17 protein-coding genes are annotated in these 20,979 nt (G+C 61.1%); all 17 read right to left on the reverse strand.

The annotated features are described in order from the left end of the window. Window positions 1-3: 3 nt before the first annotated feature. Window positions 4-2,040, reverse strand: coding sequence for a type VI secretion system Vgr family protein (locus AC07V0_RS24265; RefSeq protein WP_086945190.1), 2,037 nt, complete (start codon window positions 2,038-2,040; stop codon window positions 4-6). 28 nt (window positions 2,041-2,068) lie between these two features. Next, window positions 2,069-3,085: a serine/threonine-protein kinase gene (locus AC07V0_RS24270; RefSeq protein ID WP_173861178.1), complete on the reverse strand. Its 1,017-nt coding sequence runs from the start codon at window positions 3,083-3,085 to the stop codon at window positions 2,069-2,071. Continuing rightward, a complete protein-coding gene (locus AC07V0_RS24275) occupies window positions 3,082-3,810 on the reverse strand; it encodes a PP2C family protein-serine/threonine phosphatase (RefSeq protein ID WP_086945192.1) in 729 nt (242 codons plus the stop codon). The genes AC07V0_RS24270 and AC07V0_RS24275 overlap by 4 nt, the downstream gene beginning before the upstream one ends. Then, window positions 3,810-7,349 carry a type VI secretion system membrane subunit TssM gene (gene tssM, locus AC07V0_RS24280; RefSeq protein WP_173861177.1) on the reverse strand — a complete coding sequence of 1,180 codons (3,540 nt, stop codon included), beginning with the start codon at window positions 7,347-7,349 and terminating at the stop codon, window positions 3,810-3,812. The genes AC07V0_RS24275 and tssM overlap by 1 nt, the downstream gene beginning before the upstream one ends. Before the next feature lie 13 nt (window positions 7,350-7,362). Then, window positions 7,363-8,238, reverse strand: coding sequence for a type IVB secretion system protein IcmH/DotU (gene icmH, locus AC07V0_RS24285; RefSeq protein WP_018927447.1), 876 nt, complete (start codon window positions 8,236-8,238; stop codon window positions 7,363-7,365). 5 nt (window positions 8,239-8,243) lie between these two features. Then, on the reverse strand, window positions 8,244-9,575 hold the full coding sequence (tssK, locus tag AC07V0_RS24290; RefSeq protein WP_018927446.1) for a type VI secretion system baseplate subunit TssK: 1,332 nt from the start codon (window positions 9,573-9,575) through the stop codon (window positions 8,244-8,246). A gap of 2 nt (window positions 9,576-9,577) precedes the next feature. Beyond that, the gene (tssJ, locus tag AC07V0_RS24295) at window positions 9,578-10,078 is read right to left on the reverse strand and encodes a type VI secretion system lipoprotein TssJ (protein WP_018927445.1); all 501 of its coding nucleotides are present in this window, start codon (window positions 10,076-10,078) and stop codon (window positions 9,578-9,580) included. A gap of 5 nt (window positions 10,079-10,083) precedes the next feature. After that, complete coding sequence (gene tagH, locus AC07V0_RS24300; RefSeq protein ID WP_086945194.1) at window positions 10,084-11,280, reverse strand: type VI secretion system-associated FHA domain protein TagH; 1,197 nt, start codon at window positions 11,278-11,280, stop codon at window positions 10,084-10,086. 17 nt (window positions 11,281-11,297) lie between these two features. Beyond that, on the reverse strand, window positions 11,298-11,438 hold the full coding sequence (locus AC07V0_RS24305; protein WP_018927443.1) for a hypothetical protein: 141 nt from the start codon (window positions 11,436-11,438) through the stop codon (window positions 11,298-11,300). Window positions 11,439-11,744: 306 nt separating this feature from the next. Beyond that, on the reverse strand, window positions 11,745-13,262 hold the full coding sequence (locus AC07V0_RS24310) for a sigma-54 interaction domain-containing protein (protein ID WP_086945195.1): 1,518 nt from the start codon (window positions 13,260-13,262) through the stop codon (window positions 11,745-11,747). Between the two features lie 10 nt (window positions 13,263-13,272). Further along, window positions 13,273-15,921: a type VI secretion system ATPase TssH gene (tssH, locus tag AC07V0_RS24315; RefSeq protein ID WP_086945196.1), complete on the reverse strand. Its 2,649-nt coding sequence runs from the start codon at window positions 15,919-15,921 to the stop codon at window positions 13,273-13,275. A 13-nt stretch (window positions 15,922-15,934) separates the two neighbouring features. After that, window positions 15,935-16,942 (reverse strand): type VI secretion system baseplate subunit TssG, encoded by a 1,008-nt coding sequence (gene tssG, locus AC07V0_RS24320; protein WP_018927440.1) that lies wholly within the window; start codon window positions 16,940-16,942, stop codon window positions 15,935-15,937. Next, window positions 16,906-18,693, reverse strand: a complete 1,788-nt coding sequence (gene tssF / locus AC07V0_RS24325; RefSeq protein ID WP_086945197.1) for a type VI secretion system baseplate subunit TssF — start codon at window positions 18,691-18,693, stop codon at window positions 16,906-16,908. The genes tssG and tssF overlap by 37 nt, the downstream gene beginning before the upstream one ends. Window positions 18,694-18,756: 63 nt before the next feature. Then, window positions 18,757-18,957 (reverse strand): hypothetical protein, encoded by a 201-nt coding sequence (locus AC07V0_RS24330; protein ID WP_019650072.1) that lies wholly within the window; start codon window positions 18,955-18,957, stop codon window positions 18,757-18,759. A gap of 282 nt (window positions 18,958-19,239) precedes the next feature. Next, window positions 19,240-20,046 (reverse strand): hypothetical protein, encoded by an 807-nt coding sequence (locus tag AC07V0_RS24335; protein WP_064621121.1) that lies wholly within the window; start codon window positions 20,044-20,046, stop codon window positions 19,240-19,242. Further along, window positions 20,043-20,555 carry a PAAR domain-containing protein gene (locus AC07V0_RS24340; RefSeq protein ID WP_064621122.1) on the reverse strand — a complete coding sequence of 171 codons (513 nt, stop codon included), beginning with the start codon at window positions 20,553-20,555 and terminating at the stop codon, window positions 20,043-20,045. Before AC07V0_RS24340 ends, AC07V0_RS24335 begins: the two co-directional genes overlap by 4 nt. 10 nt (window positions 20,556-20,565) lie before the next feature. Beyond that, complete coding sequence (gene tssE / locus AC07V0_RS24345) at window positions 20,566-20,973, reverse strand: type VI secretion system baseplate subunit TssE (protein WP_018927433.1); 408 nt, start codon at window positions 20,971-20,973, stop codon at window positions 20,566-20,568. Between the last annotated feature and the right edge of the window lie 6 nt (window positions 20,974-20,979).

Consider the following 20,979-nt stretch of genomic DNA (forward strand, 5'->3'; position numbering starts at 1 on the left):
CGATCACTCAGAAAACACAAAAAAAGCCTTCGGTTTAACCTTCTCAGGCGAAGCATTCCCCAACGCCTGATCCATCAAACTCCCCGCCTTATCCTTATCCGCCGCCCCCGGCAGCACCGGTGGCTTAATCCCAATCCCGGTCCCCGAGCCTGCAGATCCACCGGCATTGATCTTCACCACCGGCCCAACCACGGTAACCCCACCGGCATCGAGCTTGATGAAGCTTCCGCCCGCTTTTACCGTCAGCTCCATCCCCGCTTCGATAACAATCTTGTCCCCAGCCTTGAGGTGTATTTCCTTCCCGGCACTGGTCAGCTGCGCAGTCCCAAGCTTGACGTGCTGGTTCTGCCCCACCGTCAGGTGATCATCCATCCGCGCTTCGGTCTTGCGATCAGCAATCGTGGTGCGGTGCTCTTCGGCCTTCAGCTCGGTGTAGGTGTTCTTCACCACGGTGTCGTGGCGTTCATTCCCCACCCGAATCTTCTGGTCGTGCTCGATGTTTTCATCCCAATCCCGTTGGGCATGAATAAAGATCTGCTCCGCCCCTTTCTTGTCTTCGATCCGCAGTTCGTTGTACCCACCACCCCCTGGTGAGCTGAGGGTTTTGAAGACGGTGCGGGTTTTGTTCGTCGGCAGGTCGTAGGGAACCTGGTTTTCCTTGTGGTACAGGCAACCGGTCACCAGCGGTTGGTCGGGGTCGCCTTCGAGGAAGGTGACGAGCACTTCCATGCCGATGCGCGGGATTGCGATGGCGCCGTAGCGGTCGCCGGCCCAGCTCGAAGAGACGCGCATCCAGCAGCTGGTTTTGTCGTCGGCCAGGCCTTCGCGGTCCCAGTGGAATTGCACTTTGATGCGGCCGTATTGGTCGCAGTGGATTTCTTCGCCTTTGGGGCCGGTGACCATGGCGGTCTGGCTGCCGAGGACGCGGGGTTTTGGGTGTTCCAGGGCCGGGCGGTAGAACACGTTCCACGGGGTGGCGAGGAAGCGGTTGCGGTAGCCCTGGTGGAAGTCGTCTTTGTTGTCGGTGGTGTCGCTGGTCACCGCCTCTTCGAGCACTTGTGGCTGTTTGCCTTCGTGGACGACTTCGGTGAGTAGCCAGAGGTCGTTCCACTCGGTGCGTGGGTGGTCGGAGATTTCGAGGAAGTGGCCGCTGACGAGGGTGGTCTGGTCGCCACGGCCTTCGGCTTGTTGATAGTCGGCGCGGTGGCGTTCAAGGGCACGTTGGCTGAGGAATTTGCCGCGGGCACGGTCGAGGAAGCGGCCGGGGTAGTCGTAGTCTTCGAGGTCCGGTTCGGTGCTTTCGCCGTCGGGTTTGTACGCCGCTTCAAGTCGCAGGTTGGGCTTTTCGAAGTCGTAGTCGCGGCGGGTGACGCGGCCGGTGCGGGTTTCCAGGCGCAGTTTGAAGCCTTTGATCACTGGCTCGTCGGCGACCATGCCGCTGCCCTGTACGTAGGCGGTGGGCTGGCCGAGTTTGGGGAACACGGTCTGGTCGTCGCCGAACACCAGCAGATGGGCTTTTTCGCTGTGCTGGAAGTGGTAGTGAATGCCTTCTTCTTCGCACAGGCGCTGGACGAAGTGCAGGTCGGTTTCGTCGTATTGCACGCAGTAGTCGCGGTCCGGGCACGGGGTGCTCAGCTGGAAGCGGTAGGCGTTGCCCTTGATGCCGTGTTCTTCGAGGATCAGGGCGATGATTTTCGGCGCCGACATCTGCTGGTAGATGCGCTGGTTGGTGCGGTGATGCAGGTATTGCAGGTGCGGCACCAGGGAGACTTTGTAGCGGGTCAGGCGCTTGCCGGCATCGCCTTGGGCGACGCGGTAGATCTGGCCGTGGATGCCGGAACCCTTTGGATCGAAGGCCAAAAAAGCTTGCTTGTGCAGGAGCTTTTCCAGGTCCAGGTCGGGGTTTTCGCTGACCAGTTCCAGGTCAAAGCGATACGGCTGGCTGATGCCTTCGGTGCCGGTGAACGACAACACTTGCAGGTCGCCCACATAGTCTTCGACGGTCAGGCTGAAGTGCGTTTCGTTAGCTGAGTTGAACATTGCTTGCTCCCTGTTCGGTAGTCATCCGTTACGCCCGCAGTCGCAGGCGTTGCAGCAAAGACGAAGTGGCGCCCAGGGCGTCACGCAATTGGGCGGCGGTGATGGTGCGCTTGGCCGCATCGAAAGCCAGCGCCGTTCGCAGGGCTGGCCAGCAGTGTTTGGGTAGATTTCGAGGTGCGTGCAGCTCACGGTCGAGGTGGCCGTCGCGGGCCTCGGTCGACGGCAAGCGGCGGAACGGGTGTTTGCCGCCCGCCAATTCATAGAGCACGCAGGCCACGCCGTACACGTCCGCGCTGGCCGAGAGTGGCTGGCCTTCAAGCAGTTCGGGGGCGGCGTAGCCGGGGGTCCAGGCGTTGAAGCGGTCGCGGCTCAGGTGCGGCAGGCCGGGCAAGATGCCCTCTTCGGCCTGGCCGAGGCCGTAGTCGAACAGACGCACGCCCTCTTCGCTGAGCATCACGTTGCTCGGCTTCAGGTCGCCGTGCAGCACGCCGCGAGCGTGGGTGTAGGCCAGCGCATCAAGCAGCGGCAGCGCGATGTCGCGCAGCTCGAACCACGGCAGGCCCAGGGGCCGCTCGCAGAGTAATTTGTCCAGGGTCAGCCCACGCATGAGTTCCATGGTGATGAAGGCCCGCTGGCAGTCGGTGTCCACTTCAAAGGTGTGCAAACGCAGCACGTTGTCGTGGCGCAATCGTCGGGTCAGGGTGAACTCGCTGTAGAGCAAGGCACTGGCGTCCGGCGATTCGGCAAATTCTTCGCTGAGGATTTTCAGCGCAATGTAAGGGTCGGGATCGCCGAACTGTTCGCGCAGCAGATCCCGTGCACGGTAAACCGCGCCCATGCCACCAGCCCCCAGCAGACGCTCAATGCGGTAACGTCCCGCCAGCACGTCGGGCAGTTCACTGATGCTGGCCCGGGTCGGCGCCAGCGCAGGTTTGGCCTGATGCGGCTTTCCGTTTAGCGACGTGGCGAAAGCGAAGTAAGTCAGGTTATTGGCTTCTTCCTCGGTCACCAGCAGGTCGTCGATCGGTGGCATGAGTTCAGTCATTGGCGGATCACCACGGCAGTCAGGTTATCCCGGGCCGAGCCACGCAGAGCGCCGTCGAACAGACGCTCCAGCGCAACGTGCGGCGCGGTCAGGCTCAGGGCGGTGCCCAGGGCATCGCTAGTCAGCCCTTGATACAAACCGTCGCTGCACAACAGAAACGCATCGCCGGGATAGACCTCGAGTTCCAACACATCCAGCGTCAGTTGCTCGGCAGCGCCGACCGCACGGGTCAGCGCATGAGCGGCAGGATGCGCGCGAGCGTCTTCGACGCTCATGTTCTGTTCGTCGATCAGTTGTTGTTGCAGCGAATGGTCCTTGGACAGCTGATACAAACGCTGGCCGCGCCACAGGTAGCAGCGGCTGTCGCCGGCCCAGATGCAGGCCGCGCGATTACCTTCCACCAGCAGCGCCACCACGGTGCTGCCCATGATGCTGTCGTGACGGCCGGCGGTGACGGTCAACTCCTGACCCAAGCGGCGGTTGAGCCAGTGCAGACACTGGCGAATACCTTTGAGTCGTTCGTCGAAGTCATCCTGCACCGGCAATTCCGCCAGGCTGGCGACGATCAACTGGCTGGCGATGTCGCCACCCTGATGACCGCCCATGCCGTCCGCGACCACCCACAGCCCCTGCTGTGGACAGTCGAGAAAGGCATCTTCGTTGCGCGCCCGAACCTTGCCCGGATCGGTACGCGCAGCGCTGCGCCAGGGGCTGGCAACCAGCATCAGAGCTGCACCGGCATACGGAAGGTACGCAGCACGCCCATGTCGAACGGGTTCGGCGTGCGCTGGCTCGACAGCAAGTAGTTGGCGCGCAGGCCACCCACGTCTGCCTTGAGCACCAGCACGTCGCGACCGGTCAGGTACTCGGTCTGCATCAGGTCGAACAGACGGAACAGCGACCATGGGCCGGTGTTCTTCTCGATACCGATCGGGCGGCCAGCCATTTTGTCGAGGACCAGGCTGGTGCGACCGTCTTCAGCGTCGGTCGGCCATTTGAACGACACCGGCACGATCGGGCCGTGGCGGTATTCGATGGTCTTGTCGCCAAACTTGAACTCGGAACGGCTGACCGCCGGGTCGAGGGTGTACGGCTCCAGTTTGAACTGCACTTGCGGCTCGGCCGGGTTGATGGCGAAGAAGCTCTGGCGGATCACTTGTGCCGCGGCCATCTGGTCGAGGTAGACCTTGGAGATCGGCATGCTGTGACCGTCAATGCTGCGCAGGCGGTAGTTGCCTGGATCGCCACTGACGAATGGACGCATGTAGGTATCAAAGAACCGATCGGCGATGCCTTGGGCCTTGAAGAACTCGCGGAAGTCGCTGATCGCGACGTCGCTGGTGCTGTGGGCACTGAACGGGTAACGCTTGTTGATCGCCTTGCCGTAGAAGCTGTACAGCTCGCTCTGATAACGCTGGTTCAGGTACTGGTAGGAATCGTTGAGCACCAGACGCCAGGTGTCTTCGGCCAGCACGTTGAACCACACGCTCACCGGACGCGGCAGACGGTTCGACGCATTGCGCAGGTTGCTCAGCGCATCACGCTGGCCGCTCATGCGGGTCTTGGCCATTTCGAACGCGGCCTGCTCCGGTGAACTGGCGCGGGCCAGGCTCGCCATTTGCATTTGCAGGTCGTTGAGGGCTTGCAGGGCCGGAGTCAAATCAGCGGCCGGGCCGTTGTTGTCATCCAGCAAGCGGTGCAGCGGTTCGAAGCGACGTTGCAGGGATTTCTTCGCGGTGTCCGGCAGGTTTTTGGTCGCGGCCATGTCAGACGCCGCGTCCGCTGCGGCCGACGCCAGTTTGCCCAGCTTGCCGAGCTTGCCCTTCTGCTCGCCCAGTTTCGCGGCGGCATCGGCGGCTTCATCAACCGGTTCGGCTTCCGCCGGGAAACGAGTGTTCTCGCGCACTTCCACCAGCAGTTGCAGCACCGGGGAATTGGCCGACGTCAGGCCCGCCAGTTGCTCGGCACCCTCACTGAAATCGCTGATCGCGGGCAGAGCCACCTGGCCGACCGCTTCGCTCCAGAAGTTGGCGTAGTCGCGGAAGTACAGCTGCTCCAGCTCGACCATCAGGCGACGCAAGTCCATGCCGCTGATGCCCGAGCCTTCGCCCAGCACCCAGTTATCACGCAGGATATCGGTGACCAGCGCAGCGCCCTGGACCGAGAAATACTGCTGATAGCCTTGCTGGGTGTAGAACCCCGGAATCACGTAATCGGTGCCGACAAACAACGAACCCTGCGGGCCGATGTGTTGGCTCAGGCGGTATTCCGGCAGGCTGCGAGCCTGCTCGCGCAGCATCCGGTAAACCACGTTGGCCAGCGACTCGCTGCGCAGCACCTGACGCGCCTGCGCCACCAGTTGTTCGTTGAGCGGGTAGATAAACGGCTGCTTGAGCAAACGCTCGAAGTGGGTGTTCAAACCGTTCTGCACCGCGGTGTTGCCGGCGTAACGCTGGGACCATTCGGTAGCGACCCAATCCTTGAGCCATGCCGCATCGCGGCGATCTTTCATGTTCAGCATCAGGTATGCGCGCAGGCTGTTGAGCAGGCGTTCGCGGTCCTTCATGTTGGCGCGGATCTGCCCTTCCAGCAGCGTCGCAACCCGTGGCAGCAGTTGCGCTTCGAGCTCACGCTCGTAGGCGCTCTTGACCACCGGATTGGCGTCTTCGCCCTGGTACAGGCCACCACGTTCGTGGTACGACACGTCACCTTTGTTCGGGAACACTTGTGTCGCCGCGTAGCTGGTGTCGAGGGTCTTGAGCACCGCCATGGAATCATCGCGCGCAGTCAGGGCCGAGCGTTGCTGGTTCCAGGTTTGTGCCAGGGAACGCAGGTTTTCCAGACGCTCATAGTTGGCCGAGAACCCACCGGCCCAGAGCATGCCGAACAGCGCCAGTGCCGCCAGTGCGCCCACGTACAGGGCACGTTGACCCCAATGGATGCGGCTGCGCTCGCGCTTGTCCAGACCGGCCAGGTCGGCCTCGGGGAAGATCACCCGGCTGAGCAAATGGTGAATGAACCGCGAACGGCCGCTGCGCAGGGTTGGCAGCATGCCGGCGCTCATGCCCAGGTTGGCGCCGATACTGGCGGTGGTCTGGTCCATCTGTTGAGTCAGGTGCGGTGCGCTGGTCAGGTAGAAACCGCGCAACTGGCTGACACGCTGGTAGCGGTTGCCGGTGAACGCCAGGTCGACGAACAGGCACAGGCGCTCGCCGATCTGCCCCAGTTGATGCGGGAAGTCGAGGATGCGGCCACGGCGCTGGGTGTCGCGCTCCTGGTGCATGCGCATGATCACCTGGCTGTTGAGGCGACGCAGCAGCTCTTCGAACTCGGCGCGCAGCACGGCCACATCGGTGCCGCTCTGCTCTTTGCGGAAGCTGGTGCCGAGGACCTGATCGCTTTCTTCGCGGGTCAGTTGATCGAAGAACTCGTCGAAACCGAGCAGGCGATCGGCCTTGCTCAACACCAGATAAATCGGCACATCGACGTGCAGTTTCTGATGCACGTCTTGCAGGCGCGCACGCACCTGGCGGGCCAGGGTTTCGAGGTCCTGCTCGCTGCCGCCCAGCAGGGTTTCCACCGGAATGGTCACCAGCACGCCGTTCAACGGGCGGTTGCGGCGACGCTTGCGCAGCAGGTCGAGCAAGGTGCTCCAGGCACTGCCATCGACTTCGGCATCCGGCTGGGTCAGGTAACGCCCGGCGGTGTCGATCAGCACGCCGTGGTCGGCGAAGTACCAGTCGCAATGCCGCGTGCCGAGGGTGTCGCGGGTGAGTTTGCGGTCGATCTTGTTGATCGGAAACTCAAGGCCCGAGAAGTCCAGCAGGCTGGTCTTGCCGCTGCCCTGCGGGCCGATCAGCAAGTACCACGGCAAATCACTGCGCCAGCGTTCACTGCGGCCGCGATACAGGCTCGACGTCTTCAGGGTTTTCAGGGCGTCCTTGAAACGCACCTTCAACTCTTTCTCTTCTTCGTCGATCAGCTCTTCACGGCGAATGCGGTCCTGGCCGTCTTCGGTGGCTTCCACAGCCTTTTTGCGCACACCGGCGCGCCAACTGACGAAGACCATGGTCAGGCCCCAGATCAGGAACAGCACACTGATGGTCAGCAAACGGGAGGTCGAACCTTCCCAGAACTTGTAGTCATTGACCGCCAGCAGCGGCCCGACGAACCACACCAGCAGCGCAACGAACAGCACCAGCAACAGGGTCCATACCCAGGTCTGGCGCAGGAATGCGCCGACTTTCTTGAAAAACTTTTTCATCACACGTCCCTGTTTACGGCTTCGACTGCGGCTGAGCCGTGGCCGGATCAAGCTGCTGATAAGGTTGCAGAACGGTTTCGCGTTGTTCGCCCAGCACCCAGGCAAAGCCCGAATACATCACCACCAGGCACACCACGGTGAACAGCACCACCATCCACGCCGGCACGATGCGCACCAGGCTGCGACGCTGATCGTTCAAGCCTTCCCAATGCGGCGACAATTCGCGAGGCACGTCGCCGCGCAGTTGGCGAATCTGCCGATACAGGGCGTCGCGGATGCCTTCGAGCTCGAGCATGCCGCGGGCCTGCACGCGGTACTTGCCTTCGAAGCCGAGGGACAGACACAGGTACATCAGCTCCAGCATCGGCAGGTGCTTGACCGGGTTTTTCGACAGGCGATCCAGCAGTTGGAAGAACTTCTCGCCACCGAAGGTTTCGTTGTGGAAGCTGCTGAGCAGGCTCATCTGCGACCACTCGCTTTCGTTGCCCCACGGCGTGGTGACGACGGCTTCATCGACCACGGTGCAGAGCACGTAACGGGCGGCCATCACCTGGCTGCTTTCGGCGCCATTGTGCAGCGCCCGCACTTCAAACAGTTTCAGCCCGGCGGTCAGCCGCTCGTTGAGCGCGTACAGGTCTTCGCGGGTGTCGCTGTGTTTGAGCCGCACCACTTCCGACAGCAGCTCGGACGCCGCCGCCACCAGCGAATTGAGGCTGATGTTGAACGCTTCGGCCGGGCGCAGGCGCGCGGCATAGATCATCCGTTCTTCCAACTGTTCAAAACGCGGCGGTGCCGCGAAGTCAGTCAGCGGACTCGAGGCCGGGCCGTGGCCCTGGCGGTCGAGCAGGACGGTTTTGTCGTCCTGGGTGTGTTCCATGTCCTTGATCATGTCGGTCAGTTCCTGATGGCCCAGAATTTCAGTTCAAGCTCGGCGAATTCGCCGGACACGTGGAACGCGAAGCCGCCGGAGCGTTCGAGTTGCGCCAGGTCTTCGGAACTGAGTTCGAGGATGAAATAGGTTTTGTTGGAGTGGAACGCGATCTGCCGTGGGGCCACCGGCAACGGTTTGACCTTGATGCCCGGCAGGTGCAGGTTGACCAGTTGGCGGATGCGCTCCACCGGGCCGACCTTGAGGTGCGCCGGCAGGCGATGGCGCAGTTCTTCGGAGTCGCAGTTGGCACTGGCCGCGAGCACGAACGAAGCCGAGCCCAGCAGTTTGTGGTCGTGCAACGGCGACACGATGATCCCGTACTGACGCGCTTGCAGAACCAGTTCGATGGCGTGCTGTTCGAGCACCATCGACAGCACCTGACGAATCGCTTCCATCAGTTTGCGGAAGCTCGCGCCCTGGTCGCTGTGCTGGTAACGGCTGTCCAGACGCGGGCGTTTGCTGTCGCTGGAAAACGTCGCCAGATCGCCGAGCATGGTCAGCAGCGTGCGGTACAACTCTTCCGGGTGAACCTGTTCCAGGCCGAGGTAATGGCGCAGCAACAGTTCAGTGCGGTTGATCAGTTGCAGCATCATGAAGTCGCCGACTTCCGCGCCGCCGACCTTGCCGTTGGAGCGGATCCGGTCGGCGATGGTGTCGCCCCGGTGGCCGAGCATGCTGATCACTTCTTTGAGGCATGACAGCAGGTAGCTGGACGAGTGCGCCTGAATGTAGGTCGGCACGAAATCCGGGTCGAGGCTGATCACGCCGTCAGGCGTGGTGTCGAGCACTTCGCAGATCTTCAGCTTCACGTAGGCCTGATCGCTCTGCTGCTCGCCGAGCAATAGCTTGAAGTCCGGACGGGCGCAACTGACCTGGCTGGCGGAGTCATCACCGGCGTTGGAGTCGGCCACTTCCGCTTCATACGCGGTGTAGCGCGCCAGCACGTCGGATTGCTCCGGGCGGCGGGCCTCAATGTGGTTACCCGTCACCAACGGCAGTGCCAGGTAGATCGGCGTATTGCCGGTGTTCGGCGGCACGTCCAGGGCCAACGGCTCGGTGTTGCCGCCCAGTTCGAACAGGCTGCCGTCGGGCAGAATCCCCGAGGCCTGGCTGATCACCAGTTTGCCCATGTTGAGGAACTGCAAGTCGATTTCCAGGTTGAGGAAGCCCCAGGTGTAGCTGCCCAGCAACTGGGTGCGGGTCTTCATCTGGTGGTCGTAGTAGCGATCGTTGTGCTGGAAGTGCTGCGGACGCAGCAGCATGCCTTCCTGCCAAATGACTTTATGGGCATTCATGTTCAGTCATCCGCCTTGGCGAGCGTTTCATGGGTGTTGCGGATGCCGGCCTGATCGAGGGTCAGATCAGCCGCGGTGACTTGCACCGGAGTGATTTGCACGGTGTAGCGCCACTTGGTTTCCGGCAGGTCGCGGTAGGCGGCGAGCACGCCAACGTAACGGCTGCCCTCTTCCACGCTGAGCTTGAGCTCGACGGTTTCGCCTGGGCGCAGTTCCAGTTCTTCGCTGGCCACCAGGTCCGGGGCCAGGGATTCCTTGGCGCGTTCGTAGAGGCTGAAGAAATCAGCGTTCTCGAAGGCCACCGGGTGCTTGAGCTCGAACAGGCGCACGACGATCGGCGATGGACGACCGTTGAGGTCCGGGTTCAATTGATCGCTGGCGGTCAGCTTCAGGTTGAGTTTGGTCACGGTGGAATACGGCGACAGCGACGAGCAACCAGCCAGCAGCACCAAAGCAGCGAACGCAGTCAGCATCTTGAAAAAAGCGGTGGAACAGCGAGACATGCGCATCATCCTTGGTGGTCGGTGTGAAGGGTGGAAATCAGGCGGATCTGTTCTTCGTAGGCCTGGGCGAAGTCGCGGGCCAGCAGACGTTCGCTCCAGTCATCGTCCTGACGCAGGGCCTGGTGATAACGCCCATAAGCTCTCCAGCGACTGCCGGAGGTGGCGAGAAACGGCTTGTTGTCTCGCTCGAAACGCAGGGTCAGCTGTTGCGGCGAGAAGTGCTCCAGGGTGCCGCGAACAGCGGCGCGGCTGGCGGTCAGCAAGGCCACCTGATGCGCCTGCAAATCGCGGAACGCACGGGAGATCGCTTGCTCGGCCGGCAATTGGCCCGGCTTGTTGCCCTGCAACAAAATGCCCAGCGCTTCGCCGGCATCGACGGCGAATTTCAACGGGTTCTTTTGGCTGCCTTGTACGGTGGTCTGGGCCAGGCGCAGTTCGTTTTTCAGCTCGCTTCGGGTGCGCAGGCTCTGCTGCAAACCGCCGACGCTCTGCTTGAGCAGACGTGCGGCGTTCAGGGCCAGGGCTTCGCGGGCGTCGTGGTCGAGGCCTTTGAGGTCCACGCCCAACGCCGCACCGAAGTGCTCCCAGAAACCTTCGCTCTGACGCTCAACCGCTTTTGGCAGCGGGGCTGGCGCTGGTTCTGCCGGGGCGGCGATCAGCTCCGGCACCATCAGGCTTTCCATGTCGATGCGCGCGTAGTCGGCGCGCTGACGGGTGTCCTCGATCACCGTGCTCGGGGAAATCAGCTCCTCGATCTCCGAGTACACGCGTTCTTGCTGGTCGAGGGCATTGAGCGGGTCAAGGTCGAGGAACGCATCGTCCGGGATGATGCTGCCCGCGGCCTGCGGACGGCCGACTTCGACGTCGAACGTCGCCGGGTCGCGCACCAGTCGCGCGCGAATCTCGAAGTCACCCAGCACATACACGCTGCCGTGTTCGATGCGCATCGGCTCGCCCTTGCGCAGGCGCGCGCCGCTTTCGCTGTCCTGGATACCGTTGCTGCTGGTATCGGTCAGGAAAAACGTGCCTTCGCGGTAGCTGATCACCGCGTGGTGGTTAGACAGGTGACGCTTGCGGTCGGGGATGATCCAGTCGCAGTCCTCGCCCCGGCCGATCACGCCACCGGCCTGTTTGAAGGTCTTCTGGCACAAATCCGTGGGCACGAACTGCTTGGTGTTCAGCATTTCGAAAACCAGTTCCATGATGATGCTCCTTGCGGTCACTTGCCGCGATTGACCGCCTGCGGATCACCCAATGGGCGATAGGTGTTGTCGTTGTATTTGTAATTGCCGCTACAGCCGCCGAGGCCGCATAGAACGACGAAGGTCAGCAGGACGGCTTGCCAGTGACGAACAGGCATCAGAGGGTCTCCAGAGGTAGACAAAGCACAAAGCGCCGACCCTTTCGGGTGGCGCTATCAGAAGCAGATGAGGTGGATTCGAGCGCTCCAGCCAGAGGCCTTGCGCATCGCCTTTGTGGCGAGGGAGCTTGCTCCCGCTCGGCTGCGAAGCAGTCGTAAAACAGAGGGTGCGGTTTGACTGCCACACCGCGGCGCAGGGTTTTGGGGCTGCTGCGCAGCCCAGCGGGAGCAAGCTCCCTCGCCACAGGGAATTCGCCAGCCACAGGGGGCATTCCAACCTGAGTGGTCGGGTTGTAGAAATCGAGATCAGCCATCGAAGTCACCCAAATTGATATTCAGCCGCCCGAGGCGGTACAGCAGCGTGCGCCGTGGCAGCCCGAGTTCGCGGGCGGCGAGGGTCTGGTTGCCGTCGTTTTTGCGCAGGCAGTCGAGCAGCAGACTTCGCTCGACCTGCTCCAGGCGTTCGCGCAGGTTCAGGCTGCTGTCTTCCGGCATGGCTTCCATGCGCAGGGAGAAATGCTCGGCCAGCAACTCGCCGCCCTCGCACAGCAGCACTGCGCGCTCGACCAAACCCTTGAGTTCGCGAACGTTGCCGGGGAAGGCATAACCGGACAGGTGATCCAGCGCCGCGTCGGACCAACGCACCGCATCGCGCTGCAGAAACACGCAAGCCTTGTCGGCGAAGTGCCGCGCCAGGTCGAGGATGTCGCCTTCGCGCTGACGCAGCGCCGGCAGTTCGATCGGGAATTGCGCGAGGCGGTAGTACAAGTCCTCGCGGAACTTGCCTTCGCTGACCAGCACCGACAAATCCCGGTGCGTCGCGGCGATGATGCGCACGTCGATTTTGTGGGTGTCGTTGGAACCCAGCGGGCGGATCTCGCCCTCCTGCAATACCCGCAGCAATTTGGCTTGCAGCGATAACGGCATGTCGCCGATTTCATCGAGCAGCAAGGTGCCGCCGTTGGCCGCATCGAAGAGCCCGGCACGGTCGCGATCAGCACCGGTGAAGGCGCCCTTGCGGTAGCCGAACAGCTCGCTTTCCAGCAGGTTCTCGGGGAACGCCGCGCAGTTCTGCACGATGAACGCCTGGGACCGGCGCGGGCCGCAATCGTGAATCGCCCGCGCGACCACTTCCTTGCCGGTGCCGGTCTCACCGCGCAGCAGTACGGTGTACGGGCTGTGCAGAACTTTGCTGATCAGCGAATAGGTCTGGCGCATCGCCGCGCTCTTGCCGATCAGGCCATAACCGCTGGCGCTCGGGACGTTGAGCGGCGCCGGGCGTGTATCACCGTTCGGCTGACGCAAACGCTGCAGCAAGTGCAGTTGGCCGAGCACGAACGAGCCCAGTTGACCGAGGGAATCGGCAAAGCCTTGCAGGTCGATTACCCGGCGACTGGCGCACAGCAGCAAACCTTCGACAGCCTTCTGCTGATTGACTAGCGGCACGCACAGCAGCGACTGCCAGGGCGTGGCCTGGGGCGGCAGGAAGCTGGTTTCGTGCAGGCTGCCGCTCAGCTCGCTGAGGCACACCACGCGGTTCTGGCACAGGGCGAATTGCAGCAGTTGTTCACCGTTGTAATCCGCCGGCAGGCTGGCCCCTTCCCGGGGTTGCAGAACGCCGTTCAGGCACTCGGCGTTCATCCCCAGGCAAGTGTGGGTCGCATCCAGCAGGTACAACTGCGTCAGCTCGCAACCGCTGAGCTCGGCCAGGCCGCGCACGAAGTCACCCAGCAGCACAGCGCTGTCCGCCGCCCGCGACAGGCTGGCGAACTGCGCCAGCAAGGCTTCGGCATAGACCAGCGGTTGCGGCACTTGAGTGAACATCACACCCACCTCAGGCGAACTCGCACGTCACGCTGGCATTGCCGTCGAGCGTCGCATGCACGCGCTTGAGGCTTTCACCGGTGGCCATCGCATCGAGCAAACGGTCGGCCACCAGCGGCAGTACATGCAGGTCGAGCAAGTGGTCGATCAGGCGCGCACCGCTGTCGCTTTGAGTGCAGCGTTCAGCCAGGTGATCGACAAGGTCCTGGGAGTAAGTGAAATCCAGCTGACGGCGGTTCAGGCGCTCGCCCAGACGACCGAGTTTGATTTCGATCAGCTCACGCAGCACCGGGCCGCCCACCGGGTAGTAAGGCACCACGCGCATGCGCGCCAGCAATGCCGGCTTGAAGTGTTTGCTGAGCACCGGGCGAATGGTTTCTTCGAGGACTTCGGCGGTCGGCCGCGCGCCGTTTTCGCAGAGCTCGCTGATGCGGTCGCTGCCCAGGTTCGAGGTCATCAGGATCAGCGTGTTGCGGAAATCGATCTCGCGCCCTTCCCCGTCGTTGGCCACGCCTTTGTCGAAGATTTGGTAGAACAGGTTGAGCACGTCCGGGTCGGCTTTTTCGACTTCATCAAGCAACACCACCGAGTACGGTTTCTGCCGCACGGCTTCGGTGAGCATGCCGCCCTCGCCGTAACCGACGTAGCCCGGCGGCGCACCGATCAGACGCGACACGGTGTGCTTCTCCTGGAACTCGGACATGTTGATGGTGGTGATGAAACGATCACCGCCGTACAACAAATCAGCGAGGGCCAGCGCGGTTTCGGTCTTGCCGACGCCGCTCGGGCCGACCAGCAGGAACACGCCGACCGGCGCATCAGGTTTGTTCAGGCCTGCAGCGGTGGCGCGCATCGAGCGATCAAGGGCGTGAACGGCTTGTTCCTGACCACGAATGCGCGTGCGCAGGTCGGTGGCGAAGCTTGCGACCTTGGCGTTGTGTTCGCGGGCCAGTTGCGCCAATGGCACACCGGTCCAGGCGCTGATCACTTCGGCCACCAGACGCGGGCAGACTTCGAAGCTCACCTGGCGTTCTTTGACCTGAAGCTCGGTCAGAGCTTTGTGAGTTTCGTTGAGCGCGGTTTCCAGGGTTTCAACGCTTTGCGCTTCGTCTACGGGCAGCGACTCGATCACGGCGCCTTCGGCGTCTTCCTCGACCGTGATGGTCGGCTCGTCGGCGGCGGCTTCGCGAGCCTTGGCCAGTTGCTGACGCAGCTCCAGCAGGCGCTCGGCCAGCTCTTTCTGCTCGGTCCACAGCGTTTCGAGGGCGACCTTTTCGTCTTCGGCGTCGGCCAGGCGATCTTCCAGAGCGTCCAGCGCTTCGTGATCGATCAGCAGACCGGCTTCGGCGTCACGACGCAGGGCCTGACGCTGACGGCCACCTTCGGCCAGTTCGCCACGCAGGCGTTCCAGGCTTTCCGGGGCGGCGGCGAGGCTGATGCGTACGCGGGCGCAGGCGGTGTCGAGCACATCGACAGCCTTGTCCGGCAGCTGACGACCCGCCAGGTAACGGGCGGACAACTCAGCCGCGGCAACCACCGCGTCATCACGCAGGTAGATGCCGTGGCTCTTCTCGTAGACCTGAGCCAGGCCACGCAGAATGGTCACCGCTTCGCTGACGGTCGGTTCGTGCAGTTGCACCGGTTGGAAACGACGGGCCAGGGCCGGGTCTTTCTCAAAGTATTTTTTGTACTCCGCCCAGGTGGTGGCGGCGATGGTGCGCAACTCGCCACGGGCCAGGGCTGGTTTCAACAGGTTGGCCGCGTCAGAACCGCCGGCGTTGCCACCCGCGCCGATCAGGGTGTGGGCTTCGTCGATGAACAGGATGATTGGCTTCGGCGAGGCTTTGACTTCGTCGATCACGCCTTTGAGGCGACGTTCGAACTCGCCTTTGACGCTGGCGCCGGCCTGCAACAGGCCCATGTCCAGCGACAGCAGCTCAACGCCTTTCAAGACTTGCGGCACTTCACCGGCGGCGATGCGCGAGGCCAGTCCTTCGACGATAGCGGTTTTACCGACGCCCGCTTCACCCACCACAATCGGGTTGTTCTTGCGGCGACGAGCGAGGATGTCGACCATCTGACGGATCGCGCCATCGCGGCACAGCACCGGGTCGAGTTTGCCGTCGCGAGCCTGCTGGGTCAGGTTGTGGGTGAAGCGCTCCAGCAGTGATTCGCCGGGCACCGCCGGTTTGCCGGTGGCCGGTTGTTCTTTCTGCGACAGGGCGAATTCTTTCAGACGCTCGATGTTCAGCCTGGCCAGCAACGACTGATAACGGCTGCCGGCATAGCGCATCGGGTTGCGCAGCAATGCGAGGATCAACGCGGCCTGCTCGACCTGGCTCTGGCCCAGTTCGAGGTTGGCCACCAGCAAGGCGTCCTGCAGCCACTGCACCAGTTCCGGGGCGAACACCGGGTTGCGCGAGGCGCTGTGCTCGACCCGCGATTGCAGCGCGGCGCTCAGCTCGCCAGCGTCCACTTCGGCATCCTGCAACGCCCGGGCGAGCAGGCCTTGCGGACGCTCCAGCAGGCCCAGTAGCAAGTCTTCGACGAGGATCTTGCTGCCGCCACGGGCGACGCAGCGTTCGGCAGAACTTTCCAGGTCACGACGGGTTTCGGCGTCCAGCGCCTGGATAAGTTGTTGCAGGTCTACGTTGATCATGTGTCATCTGTCCTTAATGAATTTTGCTGCCCAGGGTCACCACGCCGTCCGCTTTTTCGCGGCCGAGCCAACTGGTCCATCCCAGGCGACAGGCGTTCTGCTCACCGATGCGAAGTTCGCGGATTTCTTCCTGGCGCAGCACCAGGCGAATGTCGTAATCGAGCGGGTCACGCAGGGTGAACCGCACCAGCGCGCACAGCGGCTGGTAGCCGAAACCGATCGGCAGGAATTCGTGAAAGCGTTGCCAGTCGAGCTCGCGGATGTGAATGCGGAATTTGCCGCTGCGGTCGCGCACGTGTTCGCCCAGCACCAGGTCTTCGCCGAGCATGCTGTTGCCGCGACCGAGGCGATTGCGCTGCTCGTCGAGGATTTCGACGCGGCGCTCGATGCACTGCTCGATGGTCAGCTCGGCGTGCTTGAAGTAGTAGCGCAGCACCGCTTCGATCAACGCCGCCGAGTGCGCCCGCAAGCTGAGCAGGCCGAGGTACGGCAGCAGGCGTTTCCAGTTCAGCTCCTGGGCCTTGCGGATCTCTTCGCCGCCGAGGCCGATCAGGGCAAACAGCTGCGCCGAAAACGGGTCGAGCGCGCCACTCTGGAAACTCGCGCGGTAGCGATACTTTCGCCAGATCGGCAGCATCAGCCGTTGCAGGCGATGGTGAAACAGGTCGAGAAAGTTACGGGTCGGGTTGCCGTCTTCGCTGTCACCCAGCGCCTGTTCGCCGTAAAACGCAGGCAACGGCGAACCGGAGCCGACCAGGCCGATCAGGTTGAAACGCAGACGCGCGCGCCTCATCCCGTGTTCTTCGAAAAACTCCACGCGATCGACGTCGCTGCCAGGGAAACCCAGGCTCGGGTTGGCCTGGAATTCCAGCTGGTCGTACAGGTCGTCTTCGCTCAGGTGCGGGTGTGCATCGCGCAGCCGGTCAATCACCAGCAGCACGGCCTGAAACAGCGAGTACTCGCGTATTACCCGGGTCAGCCCGCTTAAAGCAGGGGCTGCAGGCCCATACGTGGTGTCCATTGGTACACCTCTCCCTGTGTGCTTTTTACCCGCAGCTCGTGATACGAATTGAGACTGGCGTAAAGCGCGAAAAACTCGTTAAGAACCGAAGCGAACACGAACAGGTCGCCCTCGCCGATATACCCTTCCGGGTCGATGGTCAGCTCGGTGCGCAACCCGCGAACCGGCAACCCTCGGTGCAATCTGTCGACATGCTGGTGCTTGATCGACTTGAGCCCGCCCAGCAGGCGTTTGCTGACTTTTTCCGCGTGTTGGTCGTAGTAGCGCGGCAGGTCGTAGGTTTCGAGAATCACCTTCAACGCGTTGACGTCGGCCAGCGACAGATAGTTGAGCGACATGTTGCTGATCAGCTTCCAGAGGAAGTCGCGGTTCAGCGGCGGCGCGAAACTCGAGGTAGCCGGGGTGATATTGCGGAAACTCAAAAACTCCGGCGTCTCTTCGCAGGCCATGCGGATGTCGCCGAGCTTGAGCTTGCGCGGCAGGTTCTGGTTGGTGCACATCAGCTCGATCGACAGGGTTTCGTGGGCTTCGGTGTGGCGGATGCCGAAGCTCAGGTAGGTGTCGAGGCCGTCGTGCAGCAACGACGAACGCTGGCGGATGCTGTAATGCGGACGGCTGTTGGGCACGTCGAAACTCGGGTCGTGCTCGAAGGATTCGAATGGCACGTACTCTTGATAACCGAGGCCGCCGGGCTTCCAGCCAGTCACGGTTTCCACCGAAAACACACCGCAGTTTTCCAGGTCGTATTCGGCCGGCAACAGCAGGTATTCGTCCTGTTTGCCGTCGAGGCGAATCGGCAGTGCATCGTGCTCGAACAGGTTGACGATCGGCGTGCAATAGAGCTTCACGTTGTCCAGGGTCGGACGCATCCGCATGATGCCGCTCTTGCGAATATCGAAGCGCAATTCAAGGCCGCGCATTTGCTTGAGGGTGTCTTCCGGCAATGCCTTGAGCAGGTCCAGACCGTTGATATCAACGAACAGGAATTTGTCCTGGAAAGCGAAATACTCCTGCAGGTAGCGATAGCCGCGGAAGGTGTTCAGCGGATACGGGATCAACGCTTCCTCTTCGGCAAAACCCACCGGCTGCACACGGTCGCCGGGCATCTTGAACGCCATCGGTTGACCGCTTACGCCGTTGATGGGCTTGCCGGCGCCGTCCAGCGGGATCAGCTCAATGCCTTCGAGGTTGCGCAACAGGCTCAGGTAAAGCATCTGGCTGATGTAACGCTCACCGGCAAAGTGCAGGCGCAGACGACTCAGCTCCAACTCGCCGAGGTGACCATCCGCGCTCATCTCCAGACGCAGACTCAACAGCGAACCGTCACCCTTTACCGAGTAATTCAGCGCAGCCAGATCCAGCGGCAACACCTCGGTCGGGTAGCACGTGCGGAAACGGCAACGCACGTCATCGACCGGCACGCTCTCGACCGGCGTATCACGCTCAACCATCAACGCCGGCCCGGAACGCTTCAGCGGGTCGAACTGCAAAATGCTGAACGCCGGCAACGGCCGCATGTAGTTCGGCCACAGCAGCTGCATCAGCGAGTGGCTGAGCTCCGGCAACTCGTCGTCGAGCTTCTGGCGCAGGCGCCCGGTCAGAAAGGCAAAGCCCTCCAGCAACCGCTCCACATCCGGATCCCGCCCGGCCTGACCGAGAAAAGGCGCCAACGCCGGGCTACGCTCGGCGAAACGACGACCTAACTGGCGAAGTGCGGTGAGTTCGCTTTGGTAGTAGTGGTTAAAGGACATGGATGGGCTGCCTGGTTTTGAATTTGGGTGAGCTAGATACGTGTTTTTGCTCAGTGGTCATATTTATGCGGGAGGCAAATTCAGGAAATAGGTGCCAATGCCGTGCATCACCGGTATCGCCATCAAGACAATGAACGTCAGCAACCTATGAAGCTTCGAGTTACGGCTTTTATTGCGTAGCCCAGTCAGGGCTAGAATCAGCGATAAAATGGCCAACGTACCGAATAGGTCACTGTCAGCTAATACGGCCAGATAACCGCTCATCCCTTACATCCTCTTGAGTAAAACTTCCGTTGTAGAGCAGCAGTTTCAGTGCCAAAACACCACAGAAAAAAGTCTGCATTCACGCAGGCGGTAAGTTGGCATAATAACTGCCAACCACTTCGAGCAATGTAATGGACACCAGACACAAAAAAGTCAAAACTCGGTGCCACTTTGAGTTTCTAACCCTAACAAACAAATTACCAATCGCCGCAAAAAAACAAAAAATCGCCAAAGTGCCAAACAAATCACTATCAGCCAACACTGCCAAATAGACGTCAAAACTCATTTTTTATTAAACCCCATGAAATTCCAACGATACAATTGGAAGTTTTTCAAAAAGTCTTCATCCGTAGAGCCTTTAGCCATATTTTTATAATCCCACCCAACAACCGCCTTCTCATAAAATCCTTTTTCAATCGACATACCCGCATATCCATCATTCTGCGGATCAGCCATGTTAGAGCCAATCAATCTCTGAAATGTTGTATTAGGGCGGGTACTCCAACCACTAGTATTACCCTGCCTGATGTCAATTCTGGAGGTATTAATTCCGACTACGACTTGGATATGGTGCGCAACATCTCCAGGACGATCAAGAGCCTGCGCAAGGATGTCCCCGGGCATCAGGCTTTCTACTGCATCCACAGCCAGAGTATTTTCACCCACTTCCTGCATATCCGGAGCACCATAGGTCAACATGACCATTTCGCTAAAGCCGTACATATTGGAAGCGTAACGATCATGCTGCGCTGCGGTGTAATTCTCCATATTCCGGTAAGTTCTAACACCCGTTTTCAGCTTTACCGGCAATCCACGCTTAGACGCAAATTCGCATAAAACCCTCAGAGCAAAGTCTTCACACGTAAATTTATTATTTTTTACAGCGCCGTTTTTATCCCAATATTTTTCATTGATCAGTTTTTCCGCAATCAATGGTGCTTCGTCGTGATAAGCAGCAATATCTGCATCCGTCCAGAAAGCAGTCGTTTTCCAGAATACTTTATAGGTAACTTTTTTCCCGACGGGATCTGACTTTGGAGTTAACGCAATTGACCGCGCCATCAAGGTAGACAAAATTTCGGCACTCATACCGACGCTCCATCAATTGCGGCGTGAAAGTCAAAAGTTTCACCTTCTTCCCCCCCTACCAACTGGGTTCTGCCCATTGCATCACTTTGCCCGGAGATAACTTCGCCTTTGGCGGTTGTAATCTGATAAGGAATATCCTGAAGTGGATTTCCATCCTGATCTTCCATCACAACATGCTGACAATGGGAAAACAGCATCAATGGAACCGGCGGAATAAACGGAACCGGCGTGTGAGAGTTCCCGATAATCACCGTCGAAGACCCGGCCGTAACTTTATTGCCATGAGCACCAACGGAGCCCACGGTCGCCGCCGGTTTACCGTTAATCAAAACAGTCGTTGCAAGATCGCCAACCATCGCACCACCACACGCCGAGGCATCGCCTTGGCGGGCGGCCGCGAGGCCGTCGAAGAACACGTCGCCGGAACCGGCGGCGATCGGGTTGGTGCCGTGGCCGGGGAGCGGGCAAGCGGTGGGGTCGGATACGCGGGCTGCTGGTTTGCCGGACATACGAATCTCCTTAGTTGACCTTTACTTGACCGCTGCCATCCAGACGCGCGGCGAAACTGACCTGGCGCTTGAAACCATCAACTTCCAGCAGGCCTTCGATGCTGAAGGACAGGCGAAGCTGATCGTTGTCACGCGGCAGGGAGATGACACGCACGTTGCTCAGGCGCGGTTCGTAGGCTTCGATGAAGCTTTCGATGGCCCGGCGGGCCTGACTCAGGGAGTCGTGCAGGCTCAGGCGCATGTCATTGAGATCGGGTAGCCCGTAATCGGACAGCGTTTGCACGCTGCCCGCACGGGTGCTGAGCATCTTGGCCAGATGGGCAGCCACCGACGCCATGGCGGAAACCTCGCGGCTCCAGCCGACGCGTTTGTCCGCGTCGCCACCCAGGCGTTCGAAAAGGCTGCCGTATCCAGTCATGAGTCG

It is taken from the genome of Pseudomonas sp. GW821-FHT01E10 (assembly GCF_059422365.1).

Excerpts from the sequence above, each read along its gene's own strand:
- AC07V0_RS24270 (WP_173861178.1), bottom strand. The coding sequence starts at position 3,085 with ATGACTGAACTCATGCCACCGATCGACGACCTGCTGGTGACCGAGGAA.
- AC07V0_RS24265 (WP_086945190.1), bottom strand. The coding sequence starts at position 2,040 with ATGTTCAACTCAGCTAACGAAACGCACTTCAGCCTGACCGTCGAAGAC.
- tssG (WP_018927440.1), bottom strand. The coding sequence starts at position 16,942 with ATGGACACCACGTATGGGCCTGCAGCCCCTGCTTTAAGCGGGCTGACC.
- tssJ (WP_018927445.1), bottom strand. The coding sequence starts at position 10,078 with ATGTCTCGCTGTTCCACCGCTTTTTTCAAGATGCTGACTGCGTTCGCT.
- AC07V0_RS24305 (WP_018927443.1), bottom strand. The coding sequence starts at position 11,438 with ATGCCTGTTCGTCACTGGCAAGCCGTCCTGCTGACCTTCGTCGTTCTA.
- tssK (WP_018927446.1), bottom strand. The coding sequence starts at position 9,575 with ATGAATGCCCATAAAGTCATTTGGCAGGAAGGCATGCTGCTGCGTCCG.
- AC07V0_RS24275 (WP_086945192.1), bottom strand. The coding sequence starts at position 3,810 with ATGCTGGTTGCCAGCCCCTGGCGCAGCGCTGCGCGTACCGATCCGGGC.
- AC07V0_RS24310 (WP_086945195.1), bottom strand. The coding sequence starts at position 13,262 with ATGTTCACTCAAGTGCCGCAACCGCTGGTCTATGCCGAAGCCTTGCTG.
- tssM (WP_173861177.1), bottom strand. The coding sequence starts at position 7,349 with ATGAAAAAGTTTTTCAAGAAAGTCGGCGCATTCCTGCGCCAGACCTGG.
- tssE (WP_018927433.1), bottom strand. The coding sequence starts at position 20,973 with ATGACTGGATACGGCAGCCTTTTCGAACGCCTGGGTGGCGACGCGGAC.
- tagH (WP_086945194.1), bottom strand. The coding sequence starts at position 11,280 with ATGGAACTGGTTTTCGAAATGCTGAACACCAAGCAGTTCGTGCCCACG.
- icmH (WP_018927447.1), bottom strand. The coding sequence starts at position 8,238 with ATGATCAAGGACATGGAACACACCCAGGACGACAAAACCGTCCTGCTC.
- AC07V0_RS24335 (WP_064621121.1), bottom strand. The coding sequence starts at position 20,046 with ATGAGTGCCGAAATTTTGTCTACCTTGATGGCGCGGTCAATTGCGTTA.
- tssF (WP_086945197.1), bottom strand. The coding sequence starts at position 18,693 with ATGTCCTTTAACCACTACTACCAAAGCGAACTCACCGCACTTCGCCAG.
- AC07V0_RS24330 (WP_019650072.1), bottom strand. The coding sequence starts at position 18,957 with ATGAGCGGTTATCTGGCCGTATTAGCTGACAGTGACCTATTCGGTACG.
- tssH (WP_086945196.1), bottom strand. The coding sequence starts at position 15,921 with ATGATCAACGTAGACCTGCAACAACTTATCCAGGCGCTGGACGCCGAA.
- AC07V0_RS24340 (WP_064621122.1), bottom strand. The coding sequence starts at position 20,555 with ATGTCCGGCAAACCAGCAGCCCGCGTATCCGACCCCACCGCTTGCCCG.